This is a genomic window from Kitasatospora sp. NPDC088783, assembly GCF_044750705.1.
Taxonomy (GTDB): Bacteria; Actinomycetota; Actinomycetes; order Streptomycetales; family Streptomycetaceae; genus Kitasatospora; species Kitasatospora fiedleri.
In genome coordinates this window covers 41351-53906 of sequence record NZ_JBIVKJ010000008.1, presented here as the reverse complement: position 1 = coordinate 53906, position 12556 = coordinate 41351, and the positions used below count along the sequence as shown (strand labels likewise).

13 protein-coding genes are annotated in these 12556 nt (G+C 75.2%); 4 read left to right on the top strand and 9 right to left on the bottom strand.

Annotated features, from left to right (window positions below):
• Positions 1-41: 41 nt before the first annotated feature.
• The 4 genes from ACIP60_RS22425 to ACIP60_RS22410 all read right to left on the bottom strand — a co-directional run bounded on the left by ACIP60_RS22425 (position 42) and on the right by ACIP60_RS22410 (position 4768).
• Complete coding sequence (locus tag ACIP60_RS22425) at positions 42-938, bottom strand: hypothetical protein (RefSeq protein ID WP_400687104.1); 897 nt, start codon at positions 936-938, stop codon at positions 42-44.
• Positions 939-949: 11 nt separating this feature from the next.
• Positions 950-2776 (bottom strand): hypothetical protein, encoded by a 1827-nt coding sequence (locus tag ACIP60_RS22420; RefSeq protein ID WP_400687102.1) that lies wholly within the window; start codon positions 2774-2776, stop codon positions 950-952.
• 163 nt (positions 2777-2939) lie between these two features.
• On the bottom strand, positions 2940-3497 hold the full coding sequence (locus tag ACIP60_RS22415; RefSeq protein ID WP_400687100.1) for a Uma2 family endonuclease: 558 nt from the start codon (positions 3495-3497) through the stop codon (positions 2940-2942).
• Positions 3494-4768 carry an MFS transporter gene (locus ACIP60_RS22410; RefSeq protein WP_400687098.1) on the bottom strand — a complete coding sequence of 425 codons (1275 nt, stop codon included), beginning with the start codon at positions 4766-4768 and terminating at the stop codon, positions 3494-3496. Before ACIP60_RS22410 ends, ACIP60_RS22415 begins: the two co-directional genes overlap by 4 nt.
• Positions 4769-4832: 64 nt before the next feature.
• On the opposite strand from ACIP60_RS22410, the gene ACIP60_RS22405 reads away from it, so the two are divergent.
• The 3 genes from ACIP60_RS22405 to ACIP60_RS22395 all read left to right on the top strand — a co-directional run bounded on the left by ACIP60_RS22405 (position 4833) and on the right by ACIP60_RS22395 (position 7765).
• Positions 4833-5789 carry a LysR family transcriptional regulator gene (locus ACIP60_RS22405; protein ID WP_400687096.1) on the top strand — a complete coding sequence of 319 codons (957 nt, stop codon included), beginning with the start codon at positions 4833-4835 and terminating at the stop codon, positions 5787-5789.
• Between the two features lie 128 nt (positions 5790-5917).
• Positions 5918-7063, top strand: coding sequence for an adenosine deaminase (locus tag ACIP60_RS22400; RefSeq protein ID WP_400687094.1), 1146 nt, complete (start codon positions 5918-5920; stop codon positions 7061-7063).
• Positions 7064-7288: 225 nt separating this feature from the next.
• Positions 7289-7765: a hypothetical protein gene (locus ACIP60_RS22395; RefSeq protein ID WP_400687092.1), complete on the top strand. Its 477-nt coding sequence runs from the start codon at positions 7289-7291 to the stop codon at positions 7763-7765.
• A gap of 94 nt (positions 7766-7859) precedes the next feature.
• Here the strand turns inward: ACIP60_RS22395 and ACIP60_RS22390 are convergent, their stop codons facing one another.
• Positions 7860-8042, bottom strand: coding sequence for a PspC domain-containing protein (locus ACIP60_RS22390; protein WP_111556310.1), 183 nt, complete (start codon positions 8040-8042; stop codon positions 7860-7862).
• A 311-nt stretch (positions 8043-8353) separates the two neighbouring features.
• Here ACIP60_RS22390 and ACIP60_RS22385 point away from each other — a divergent pair, with 311 nt between their 5' ends.
• Positions 8354-9169 carry a hypothetical protein gene (locus ACIP60_RS22385; protein ID WP_400687090.1) on the top strand — a complete coding sequence of 272 codons (816 nt, stop codon included), beginning with the start codon at positions 8354-8356 and terminating at the stop codon, positions 9167-9169.
• 13 nt (positions 9170-9182) lie between these two features.
• Here ACIP60_RS22385 and ACIP60_RS22380 read toward each other — a convergent pair whose 3' ends face one another.
• From ACIP60_RS22380 to ACIP60_RS22365, 4 genes are all read right to left on the bottom strand, one after another.
• Positions 9183-9869 carry a VanZ family protein gene (locus ACIP60_RS22380; protein ID WP_400687088.1) on the bottom strand — a complete coding sequence of 229 codons (687 nt, stop codon included), beginning with the start codon at positions 9867-9869 and terminating at the stop codon, positions 9183-9185.
• A gap of 145 nt (positions 9870-10014) precedes the next feature.
• Entirely contained in the window at positions 10015-10329 is a 315-nt protein-coding gene (locus ACIP60_RS22375; RefSeq protein ID WP_400687086.1) for a hypothetical protein, read from the bottom strand.
• Positions 10326-11837 carry an ATP-binding protein gene (locus tag ACIP60_RS22370; protein WP_400687084.1) on the bottom strand — a complete coding sequence of 504 codons (1512 nt, stop codon included), beginning with the start codon at positions 11835-11837 and terminating at the stop codon, positions 10326-10328. The genes ACIP60_RS22375 and ACIP60_RS22370 overlap by 4 nt, the downstream gene beginning before the upstream one ends.
• 28 nt (positions 11838-11865) lie before the next feature.
• Entirely contained in the window at positions 11866-12543 is a 678-nt protein-coding gene (locus ACIP60_RS22365) for a response regulator transcription factor (protein ID WP_199528270.1), read from the bottom strand.
• Positions 12544-12556 lie beyond the last annotated feature (13 nt).

Genomic DNA, 12556 nt, shown 5'->3' with positions numbered 1-12556 from the left:
GCCGGGGGGCCGGCGGGACCGGACCCGCGTTCACCGGCCGCTCAGCGGCCGGTGAACGCGAGGCCGATCCCGCCGGCCGGGACCTCCGCGCCGATCCGGTACTGGACGACCTCGAACGGCGCGAACGTCCCGGCCGCCACCGCCCCGGCCGGCTCGACCGTGACCTCCAGCCGCCGCCGCTCCCCGCCGTCCAGGACGAGGGCGCAGGACAACTCGCCCTCGTCGCGCGCCAGTTCCTGCCCGTCCGGGCCGGTGAGCACGATCGGCCCGGCCTCGGCCCCCACCGGCTCCGGGCCCCCGTCCAGCCGGAAGCCCGGCCACCGCAGCGGCGGGACGGGACCCACGCTGATCAGGTACTCGGCCTCCTCCGCCAGCGGGTTGGACGCCAGGAACGGGAGGGTCCCGGCACCGCCGGACGGCAGCACGACGAGGTTGTGCTGCGCCCAGTGCCGGTCGTTGACCGGGTCGGCCACGTTCGTGCCCGGCGGGTCGAGCGGGTGCCGGACCTGGGCCAGCAGGCAGACGTGGTCGCCGGCGTCCGCGGGGATGCGCCCGGTCAGCGGGTCGGAGACCACCTGCCCGCCGTGCGGCGGCACCACCACGGTGGTGAGGCCGAGGAACTTGTCGGCGTCCGGGACGAGCGGGCCGCTGACCGGGGGCGACCACCACAGCCCCAGGTAGGCGATCGACTCGCTGTTGCCGCCCTGCCAGTTCCCGACCGTCACCTGCACGGTCAGGTCCTCCCCGGGCTGGAAGGCGGTGAGCGGCTGGATGCCGGAGCACAGGTACCAGCAGACCTCCGGCGGCACCGGCCGCACGCCGCTGTCGACCGGGAAGGACCCGGCCGGCAGGACCGGCGGCGGGTAGCTGTGGACGAACAGGTACGGCCGGTCGTCGGTGGTCCCCTCCCGGTCGCGGCCGTCGTTGCGCGCGGGCATGGCCGGCCTCCTCACGTCTCGTCGTAGTCGAGGACCCGGACGTCCACCGGGTCGTCGTCGATCGACCCGCCGGCCGCCCAGCAGTCGTAGCGGCGGAACCGGTCGGCGTCCAGGTCCGGGTTGGCCTCGCCGGAGGCGCCCTCGGCGATCCCGGTCCACAGCGCGGTCACCGCGGCGGTGGACTCCCGCAGCAGCCAGCCGGGGTCGGTGCCGACCGGCAGCCCGCCGCCGCCGTCGGACGGCTCCTCCAGCGGGGTCAGCGGGTAGCGGTAGAACACCGCCACCGGATCGGCCTCGGGGCGGCGCGGGGTGATGTTGTCACCGCTCGACGGCACCGCGAGGAACTGCCGGTACAGCGGGTAGCGCAGCCGCCCGTCCGGCGCCGCCACCCCGCACCCGGCCAGGTAGCCGCCCGCCTTCCGCAGGCCCTCCCACAGCCGGGCCTGGAAGTCGAACAACAGGCCCACCAGCTGGGTGAGCTGGGGCAGGTCGGCGCCCCGGGCGAACTCCTCCGAGGTGAGCGGCTGGTACTGCGAGGCGAGGGCGGCCTGCTCCTCCGGGCTGAGGCTGGTCTCGAACGCGTGCCGGAAGTTGTCCGACACGTGCTTGTCCCAGAAGGTGCACGAGGTGCCGTTCCCCCACTGCTCCCAGCACACGCCGCCCAGCGTCCCGACGAAGGCGATGAACCCCAGCACGCCCAGCCAGAAGCTGCCGCACTGGTTGTCGCTGTCCCGGGTGCTGTCCGTCGCGGACGGCGGGCGCTGGTACGGGGGCACCGCCGGCCCCGAGTACGTGGCCGGGCCGAGCCCGGAGTCGGCGACGGCGGGCGGGGTGGCCGTCTCGGTCGTCACCACCGGGACCGGCGGGTTCGCCGGGTCGGCCCACAGCCGCCGGACGAACACCGGGGCGGGGAGCTTCGGCCGGGGCGGCTGCCGGAACGTGCCGAGCAGCTCCAACTGCCGCACCAGGCGCCGGTACCCGAGCCCGAGGTCCGGCGGCGGCGCCGTCGCGCCGAGGTCGTAGGTCCGTTCGAGCACCTCGGTCAGGAACGCCGCCGCCTCGTCCGGGAGCCGGGCCCCGGGGGACGCGTCGTACCGGAGGGTGGCCGCGAGCCGGCGGAAGTCCCCGGCCTCCGGCCGCAGTTGGGCCAGGTAGCAGCCGACGGTGTGGCGGGCGATCCGGTCCCGGAACCGGTGGCTGCGCCGGGGCCCGCCGACGACCTTGCCCAGGTAGGCCGAGCCGGCGGCGTTCGCCGCGTGGCCGGACAGGACGCCGAAGGCCGTCGCCCGGGTGGCGGGGGTGTCCGCCGCCGCGAAGGCCGCGCGGACGAAGGCGTCGGTGCGCCGGGCCAGGAAGACGTCGCCCCAGCCCCAGGCGTCCAGCGGGAGGTCGCCCTGCCGCGGGTGCTCCGGCACGTGCCGCATCTCGGCGAGCCGCCGGCCCAGGTCCTGGATCTCCAGGTGCTTGCCGTGCACCCGCTCGCCCAGCTTCCGCAGGCGCACCGTGGCCCCGCAGTACTTCGCCGCCGCGTCCGGGTGCGCCGGGTCGGCGAGGGCGGCCTCGATGTCGGCGCGCACCGCGCCGATCTCCGTGTAGAGGTCCACCCCCTCGGTCCACATCGCGGCGGCCTCGGCGAGCAGGTCGAGTTCCAGGCCGTCCGACTGGGCGTGCTGGAGCAGGTGGTCCAGCAGGCTGCCCAGGGCGGCGTCCGCGGGGTGGTCGGCCACCTCGGCGAGCAGCTCGTCCAGGGCCGGGCGCAGCGCGGGGTCGACCTGCGCGGCGGCCAGGCCCTCCCGGTGCTCGGCCAGCGCGGCGGCATGGGTTCTGGCATCGATCATGGGGGTCACCCACATCCCACTGTCGGGCGGGCGTCCTGCGGCCGACCGGCGGCGCGGCACGCGGACCCGCGGCCGACCGGACGCGCGCGAATCTTCAGACCGCCTCCAGCGTCACGCCGCCCGCCGCCCCCGGCAACCCCCCGCGTCCACCGGCCCGGCCCGGCTACCCGGCGTACGTGCGCAGGACGCCGGTGTCGAGCGTCCAGGGGCCGACGGTGATCACGTCGCCGAAGGCGAAGTCGGTACGGCGGGTGTAGTTCGGTTCGGAGTGGACGATCCCGGTGCCCAGGCGGGGGTCGACCAGGAGGTAGAGCGGAATGCCCATGGCGGCGTAGTCGGCGACCTTGGCGTGATAATCGGTCTCGGAGTTGGATGTCGAGACGATCTCGACGACGAGCAGGATCTCGTGGGGCAGGAACGCCGGAGCCTCGTCGTCCAGCGCCGCCTCCGGGAAGACCATGAGGTCGGGGTTGCGGAGGCGCCCGTGGGCGGGGTCGGCCAAGTCGGCGCCACCGTGGGCGATGTAACCGGGGTGGGTCTGCGGAAGCTGCCCGTTGAGCTGCTGGGCGATGCGGATCACCGCGAGTTCGTGCCGCTTCACCGGCGACATCATCACCACGACCGTGCCGTCCGCGATCTCGATCTTCCCCATCCCCGGAGTCTGCGGCAACTGGTCGGCGATCTCACGGAGCATGGCGAACACGGCGGGGTCGATGCTCATGCCCGAAGTGTAGTGACGGCTCCCGCCCGGCGGGCCGCGTGGGCGCGGCGGGTGGCGTAGAGGGTGACGCCGGCCGCGCAGGCCATCGCGGTGAGGGCGACGGCCGCGGTGCCGGACCAGCCGGTGGAGTGGTAGGCGTCGGCGCCCAGGGTGCCGCCGAGGCTGTTGCCCAGGTAGTAGGCGATCAGGTAGAGCGCGGAGGCCTGGGCGCGGCCGGTGGTGGCGGTGCGGCCGACGGCGGAGGAGGCGGTGGCGTGGCCGGCGAAGAAGCCGGCGGTGATCAGGACCAGGCCGAGGACCGCGCAGGGCAGCGAGTCCGCGAGCGAGAGCAGCAGGCCCGCCGTGGTGGTGGAGATCGCCAGGTAGAGGGTGCCGCGGCGGCCGCAGCGGGCGGTCAGGCGGCCGGCCGAGGCGGAGGACGCGGTGCCGACCAGGTAGACCACGAAGATCGAGGCGGCCACCGACTGCGGGAGGTGGAAGGGCGCGGCGGTGAGCCGGTACCCGACCGTGTTGTAGACCGCGCCGAAGACGGCCATGAACAGCATGCCGAGCGCGTACAGCCGCAGCAGCAGCGGGTCGCGCAGGTGCCCGGCGACGGTCGCGGCCAGCGCCCGGGCGTCCACCGGCGCCCGGCGGAAGTGCCGGGCCCGCGGGATCAGCGCGCGGAAGGCCAGCACCGCGAGCAGCGCCAGGACGGCCGAGACGGCCAGCCCCCAGCGCCAGCCCCAGGCGGCCGCGGCCCAGCCGGAGACCAGCCGGCCGCCCATCCCGCCGATCGAGTTGCCCGCCACGTACAGCCCCATCGCGGAGGCCAGCGCCGCCGGGTGCACCTCCTCCGCGAGATAGGCCATCGCGGTGGCGGGCAGCCCGGCCAGCGCCGCGCCCTGGACGGCGCGCAGCACCACCAGCGTGGTGAGGTCCGGGGCGAACGGCAGGGCCACCGCGAGCAGCGCGGCGGCCAGCGTGGAGGCCGTCATCACGGCGGTGCGCCCGTACCGGTCGGACAGCGCGCTGGCCGGGAGCAGGGCGAGGGCGAGTCCGAGGGTGGAGGCGGAGGCCGTCCAGCTGGCCTGGCCGGGGGTCAGGCCGAGGTCGGCGGAGAGGATCGGCAGCAGGCCCTGGGTGGAGTACAGCAGGACGAAGGTGGCCACGCCCGCCGCGAACAGGGCGAGGTTGGCGCGGCGGAAGTCCCGGCTGCCGGGGCGCAGGCGCAGATCGGCGGGGGTGCTGGTGGGGACGGGCGCGGACGCCTCGGTACTGGCGGGCTGCATGGCGTCGACGCTAGGACCGGGCCGGTTGATGCGTCCAATGCATCAATGCGCGATGATCCATGCCATGGCGCATCAGAGCAGCTCCGGGCCGGTCCGTCCCGCCGAACTCGGCCCCGACGCCGATGTGACGCTGCTCGCACCGCAGTTGGCGGAGTTCGCGGCGGTCGCCCGGCTGGAGCACGTCACCCGGGCCGCCCAGCTGCTCGGCATGCCGCAGCCCACCCTGTCGCGGGCCGTCGCCCGGCTGGAGGCCGACCTCGGCGTCGACCTGTTCGCCCGGCAGGGCCGCGCCGTCCGGCTCACCCGCTCCGGCCGGATCCTGCTGGACGCCGTCGAACGGGCCCTCGCCGAGGTCGAGCGCGGCGTCGAGGCGGCCCGCGCGGAGGCCGACCCGGCGGCCGGACGGGTCGCCTTCGGCTTCCTGCACACCATGGGGACGGACGCCGTCCCCGCCCTGCTGCGCGGCTTCCGGGCCGGACACCCGCGGGTGCGCTTCCAGCTGGTGCAGGACTACGTCGCCGCGATGCTGGAGCGCCTGCGGGCGGGCGAGCTCGACCTCTGCCTGGTCTCCCCGCTCCCGGACGACCCCGACCTGGTGGCCCGCCCGCTGGACGAGCAGCGGCTGTTCCTGACCGTCCCGGCCGACCACCGCCTCGCGGCCCGCCGCCGGATCCGGCTGGCCGAGGTCGCGGACGAGCCCTGGGTGACGGTCGAGGAGGGGTACGGGCTGCGCCACATCATGGAGGGCTTCTGCGCCGAGGCCGGGTTCGCCCCGCGGATCGCCTTCGAGGGCGAGGAGGTGGAGACCCTGCGCGGCCTGGTCGCCGCGGGCCTCGGCGTCGCCCTGCTGCCGCCCGCGCTGGTCCCCCGCCCCGGCGTCGTCGAACTGGAGGTCACCGCCCCCCGCACCCGCCGCGCCATCGGCCTGGCCTGGCTCGCGGCCCGCCCGCTCACGCCGCCGGCCGCGGCCTTCCGCGACTTCGTGCTCTCGCGCCGGGGGAGCATCCTGGCGCACGACTAGGGCGCGCCGGGCGGCGCGACGGGGGGGAGTTCGCCTGACGCGGCCCCCACGCCCCGCCGGGCCCCCGGACGTGCGCCCCGCGGGCTTCGCGGTAGGCAATCTACGCGCGTAGGAGGTATGCTCCTGCGATGGAGAAGCAGATCACCGCGTTCGCGGGCACGGCCCCGCGCGTTCCCACGTCCGAGCAGATCGTCCGGGCGCCGAAGGTGCTGCTGCACGACCACCTGGACGGTGGACTGCGGCCGGAGACGATCGTCGAACTGGCCGCCGACTGCGGCTACCGGGGGCTGCCGACCACCGACCCGAAGGAGCTCGGGACGTGGTTCCGGGAGGCCGCCGACTCGGGGTCGCTGGAGCGGTACCTGGAGACCTTCGCGCACACCTGCGCGGTGATGCAGACCCGGGCGGCGCTGGTCCGGGTGGCGGCGGACTGCGCGGAGGACCTGGCCGCGGACGGCGTGGTGTACGCCGAGGTGCGGTACGCGCCGGAGCAGCACCTGGAGGCCGGGCTGAGCCTGGACGAGGTGGTGGAGGCCGTCAACGAGGGCTTCCGGACCGGCGAGGCGAACGCCCGGGCCCGCGGGCACCGGATCCGGGTCGGGACGCTGCTGACCGCGATGCGGCACGCCGCCCGCTCACAGGAGATCGCCGAGCTGGCCAACCGCTACCGGGACCACGGCGTGGTCGGGTTCGACATCGCGGGCGCCGAGGCGGGCCACCCGCCGACCCGGCACCAGGCGGCGTTCGACTACCTCAAGGGCGAGAACAACCACTTCACCATCCACGCGGGCGAGGCGTTCGGCCTGCCGTCGATCTGGGAGGCGCTGCAGTGCTGCGGCGCGGACCGGCTCGGCCACGGCGTGCGGATCGTGGACGACCTCACGGTCGGCGAGGACGGCCGGGTGCAGCTGGGCCGGCTGGCCGCGTACGTCCGCGACAAGCGGATCCCGCTGGAGATGTGTCCGACCTCGAACCTGCAGACCGGCGCGGCGGCCTCGTACGCGGAGCACCCGATCGGGCTGCTGACCCGGCTGAAGTTCCGGGTCACCGTCAACACCGACAACCGGCTGATGAGCGGCACCTCGATGAGCCGCGAGTTCGCGCACCTGGTGGACGCGTTCGGGTACACCCTGGCGGACCTGGAGTGGTTCACCGTCAACGCGATGAAGTCGGCGTTCCTGCCGTTCGACGAGCGGCTGGCGATGATCAACGACGTGATCAAGCCCGGTTACGCGGGGCTGAAGGCGGAGTGGCTGTTCGGCCCGCGCGGCTGACCCGCGGCCGATCCGCAGCCGATGCGCGGCCGATCCACGGCCGATGCGCGGTGCCGCGCTCCGGAGGGATGGTCCGACTTATCACTCTCCGGAGTGGACGGGCTTTGGCTGCGGGGCGGCCTTCTCACTACGGTGGGCCGGTCACTGCTGACTCGGTGTGACGGCGACGTCCCCAACCCCGGGCGTCCGCCGCGCACCGGCCCGACCAGGACTGAGGACGCACACATGAAGCAGGCCACTCTCAAGGCCGCCGGCGCCGCCGCGCTCGGCGTCGCCTTCGCCGCCGCCGCCGCGGGCTCCGCCGCCGCCGCGCCGGTCGCCCCCGGCGGCCTCGGACTGCCGACCAGCGCGCTCACCAACCCCGGCGTGACCGGCGCGGCCACCGGCGCGGTGAGCAAGCTCCCCGGCGGCGACCAGCTCGGCACGGTGACCGGCACCCTCAACCCGGCCGCCGGCGCCCCGGCCGCCGCCCCCGTCGAGGAGCAGGCCCCGCCGGTCGCCGAGCAGACCGGCCCGGGCGGCGTCGACCAGGAGCAGGGCGCCCCGACGGCGGCCAACCGGGTCGGCGGCCTGGACTCCGTCCCCGGCGGCCAGGGCCTGGCCAAGACCCCGGTCGGCGGAGTGGTCGGCACCCTGACCAGCCTGTCCCCGACCGGCGGCGGCGCCCCCGGCCTGCCCGGCCTGCCGGGCCTGGGCGGCTGACACCCGCCGCACGCACGAACGGAGGGGCCGCCCCGCTGGGGGCGGCCCCTCCGTTCGTGCGTGCCGGGCGCGGGCTCCCCGCGCCGCGGGCGGCTCACGGCTCCTGGGGGAGCAGCAGCCACAGCGCCAGGTAGACCAGGAACTGCGGGCCGGGCAGCAGGCAGGACACCAGGAAGATGATCCGGACCGTCCACGGGGTCAGCCCGAAGCGCTGGGCCAGCCCGGCGCAGACGCCGGCGATGACGCGGTGGTGACGGGGACGGGCGAGGCTGCTCATCGTCTCCTCCGAGGAGTGGGCCCGACCGGTCCGTCCGGCCGGGGCGATGACTCCATCCTGCCGCCGTGACCTGCGCTTTCGCGTCCACCGGGAAGCCGATCCGGACCCTGGTGCGGCCCCCGTCCGGGAGGAGGCCGGTCTCGGGGTCGGCTCCGGGTCCTCCCTGAGTTTGTCCGCCGGATTTTTTTCCGGGGAAATGATCAGCAAAGGAGGGGTAAAGGCGGTGGAGGCGGTGCCGGAAGCGTCCCGGGCCGCTGGAAGACTCGCGCCTCCGATCGTCGTAGGAAACCAGGAAACAGGAAAAAGCTCTGATGCGTGCGAACCGGCTGCTGGCCGTCACCGTCCTCTCCGCCCTCGGTGTCACCGGCCTGGCGGCCTGCGGTTCCGACGGGACCAAGAAGGGCGACGCCGCGCCCACCGCCGCCACCACTGCGGCCGCCTCCGCCGCAGCCTCGAAGTCGGCGGCGGGCGGCGGGCTGGAGGCGCTGTCGGTGGAGCAGATCCTGGACCGGATGCGGGCCGCGAACGCGAAGCTCAAGAGCGTCAAGGCCGACTTCCAGGTGCAGGACTCGGACGGCGACATCAGCGGTGACGTCGCCTCCGACTCCGAGGGGAACTGCGCCGGCACCATCGCCATCAAGGACAAGGGCAAGGCGGAGATCCTGCGCACCGGCGGGAAGGTGTGGCTCAAGCCGGACGCCGACTTCATCAAGGTGGTCGTCCCCGGCGCCAACACCTCGGTCGCCAACCTGATCGCCGGCAAGTGGCTGACCTCCAGCAAGACCGGCGACCTGGCCGACGGCTTCGGCGAGTTCTGCGACATGTCCCTGCAACTGCTCAAGAAGGCCGGCCTGAACGACGACGGCACGCCGGAGAACGACGGCACCAAAGGCGGCACCAAGCAGGTCGGCGGCGTCGAGGCGGTCGTCCTCCGGGTGAAGAGCAAGGAGAGCGGCGACCCGCTGGAGGTCGCCATCGCCAACGAGGGCGAGGCCCACCTGCTGTCCATGGTCAGCGGCGAGACCGGCAGCATGCAGTTCAGCGACTTCGACGCGCCGGTGCGGGCGGCCGTCCCGGCGGCCGACCAGATCGTCGACCTGGACGCGCTCAAGACCGCGGCGGGCTGACCCGGCCGACGGCTCAGCCCCGCGGCGCGGCCGGGGAGCGGAGCACCGGCAGCCCGGGGGCCGGGGCGGGGCGCGGACGCGTCCGGTCCCGGCCCGCCGCGCGTTCGGTCGTCGGAACCGTCGGAACCGCCGGAACCGCCGGAGCGGTCGCCGCCGGGTGGGGGGCGTCCCCGTCCGCCGGGGCCTCGATCCACGTCCCGGCGGAGCGGCGGCGGTCCAGGGCGCGCAGCGGCGGCATCAGCAGCAGGTGGGCCAGCGCCGCGCCCGCGGTGCCGAGCAGTACGTCGTCCACGTCCAGGACGCGGCCGGGCGCCCAGCCCCCCAGGATCTCCAGGGCGGTGCCGAGCAGCGCGGCGGCGCCCGCGGTGCGCAGGAAGGACAGCAGCCGGGAGCGCAGCGGCGAGCCCACCGCCAGCGGCAGCAGCACCCCGACCGGGGCCAGCGGCAGCACCCCGGAGCCGATCCGGCGGGCGGCGGCGGGCGCGCCGAGGGAGAGCGCCTGGTGCACCGAGGCGAACGGGCTGAGGTTGGGCGGGCTGGTCCAGTCGCCCGGGACCGGCCGCAGGCAGAGCCAGCCGAGCAGCAGCAGGTGCAGGCCCAGCAGCAGCCGGGCCGCCGTCCGCGACCGGTACGGCGCCGCCGGTCCGGTACCGGCCCGGCCGCTCGTCGGTCGGCGGGTCGGGCGGTCGTCGGCGGTCACGCGGTCGCTCGGTGCGGTGGTGGGCACACTACCGGGGACGCAGCTTCCGTCCGGCCCGGTTCCCCGCGGCCCGGCCGTCCCCCGTCCGGCCGCGCCCCCGCGCGTCGCTCCCGCCGCCCCCGCCGGGCCCCCGGCGCCGCCGCGGTCAGGGGCAGTGGCTCGGGGACGGGGCGACGAACGCGCTGCTGGGGGTGGCCGTGGCGGCGGGGGCCGGGGAGGCGCTCCGGGTGGGCCCGGAGGCGGTGGGCTTGGCGGTGCCGGGCCCGGAGGCGGCGGGCGCGGGGGACGGGACGGCGCTGTCCGGGGCGAGGGGGACGGTGACCTCGTTCGGGCAGGCGGTGCGGCTGGCCGGGGCGCCGGCGTCGACCGGGACGGCGATGGGGCGGATGCCGCAGCCGGTCAGCAGGGCGGTGGCGAGCAGGGCGCCGAGCGCCAGGAGCGGGAGTCGGCGGGCGGTCATCGCAGGTCCTCCGGCCCGGGGGCGGGCGGCTGGGTGAGCGGCAGGGTGAGGGTGAAGACCGCGCCGGGGCCGTCCGGGTTGTTGGCGGCGGTGATGTCGCCGCCGTGGATCCGGGCGTTGGCCTCGGCGATGGACAGGCCCAGGCCGCTGCCCTCGGAGCGGGCCCGGCCCTTGTCGGCCTTGTAGAAGCGGTCGAAGACGTGCGGCAGCACGTCCTCCGGGATGCCGGGGCCGCCGTCGGAGACCGACACCACCACGGTGTGCGCCTCGTCGTCCTGGCGGACCCTCACCTTCACCGGGGAGCCGCCGTGCTTGAGCGCGTTGCCGATCAGGTTGGCGAACACCACGTCCAGGCGGCGCGGGTCGACCACGGCCAGGATGCCGCGCGGCGCGTCCAGTTCGACCGCGTCGTACCAGGCCCGGCCGTCGATGCAGGACATGATCAGGTCGGCCATGTCGACCTCGTCGGCGACCAGCTTGGCGGTGCCCGCGTCGAACCGGGTCACCTCCATCAGGTTCTCCACCAGGCCGGAGAGCCGGCGGGTCTCGGAGACCACGATCCGCACGGCCGGCTCGATCATCGGGTCGAGGACGTCGGCCTCGTCCTCCAGGATGTCGGTGACGGCGGTCATCGCGGTCAGCGGGGTGCGCAGTTCGTGCGACATGTCGGCGACGAACCGGCGGGACTGCGCCTCGCGCGCGCTCAGCTCCGCGACCTGCTCCGACAGCGATTCCGCGGTGCGGTTGAACGTCCGTGCCAGGTCGGCGAGTTCGTCGTTGCCCTCGACGTCGAGCCGGGTGTCCAGCTCGCCCTCGCCGAGCCGCCGGGCGGCGTCCCCGAGCCGGCGCACCGGCCGCAGCACGGTCGCCGAGGCGGCCTGGGCGAGCAGCGCCGAGCCGACCAGGGCCAGCAGGGTGGCGATCGCCAGCGAGACGCCCAGGGTGTTCAGGTCGGCCCGCTCGTTCTGCAGCGACTTGAACATGTAGGCGGTCGGCCCGCCCGGCACCACCTTCGTCCCGCCGACCACGTACGGCCCGGCCAGGTTCACCCGCTGCCAGTACAGGTGGTACGGGTACGGGTTGCCGGGTCCGGTCTCGCGCGGCTTGTTCACCGCGGTGAGCAGCGCGGCCGGCACCTGGCGGACGCCGAACGCGATCGGGTCGGAGGACGCGGTGCAGTCCGGCACCGAGTCGTCCACCACCACCACGTCGTACGCCAGCCCGGAGCTGGCCACCTGCACCGCCAGCGCCCGCAGGTCCGCGCAGGACGGGTGCAGCGGCAGCTGGGAGACGTTCCGGGTCAGCGAACCGCGGAAGTCGTTCAGCGCGGTGTCCTGGGCGCGCTTGAGCACCGCGTCGCGGTTCAGCCAGTAGGCGATGCCGGACGCGGAGACGGCGGTGACCAGCGCGACCGCGGCGAACACCGCGATCAGCCGGACCCGCAGCGAACTGAGCCGCCGCCAGGACGCCGAACGGGCCCGGCGCGGCGCGGTCTGATGGTCGGTCAAGAAGGGCTCACCAGTCGGAGGGGAAGTGTCACGCGGGCGGGTCGAGACGGTAGCCGACGCCGCGGACGGTCCGGATCAGGGTCGGCGCGGACGGCACGTCCTCGACCTTCGCCCGCAGCCGCTGCACGCAGGCGTCCACCAGCCGGGAGTCGCCCAGGTAGTCGTGCTCCCACACCAGCCGCAGCAGCTGCTGGCGGGAGAGCGCCTGCCCGGGGCGGCGGCTCAGCTCCAGCAGCAGCCGCAGCTCGGTCGGGGTCAGCTGGAGGTCCTGGCCGTCCTTGGTGACGGTCATCGCGGAACGGTCGATCACCAGGCCGCCGTACGCCGCCGAGTCCGAGTTCTCCCGCTCGCCGCGGCGCAGCACCGCGCGGATCCGGGCGTCCAGCACCCGGGGCTGCACCGGCTTCACCACGTAGTCGTCGGCGCCGGACTCCAGGCCGACCACCACGTCGATGTCGTCGGAGCGCGCGGTCAGCAGGATGATCGGCAGCTGGTCGGTGCGGCGGATGCGCCGGCACACCTCGAAGCCGTCGATGCCGGGCAGCATCACGTCGAGCACGATCAGGTCCGGGCGCTGCTCCTTGAACAGGCGCAGGCCGTCCTCGCCGGACGCGGCGGCGGCCACCCGGTGACCCTGGCGGGTGAGGGCGAGTTCGAGGCCGGTGCGAATGGCGTCGTCGTCCTCGATCAGAAGCAGGAAAGACACGGGGGTCATTGTG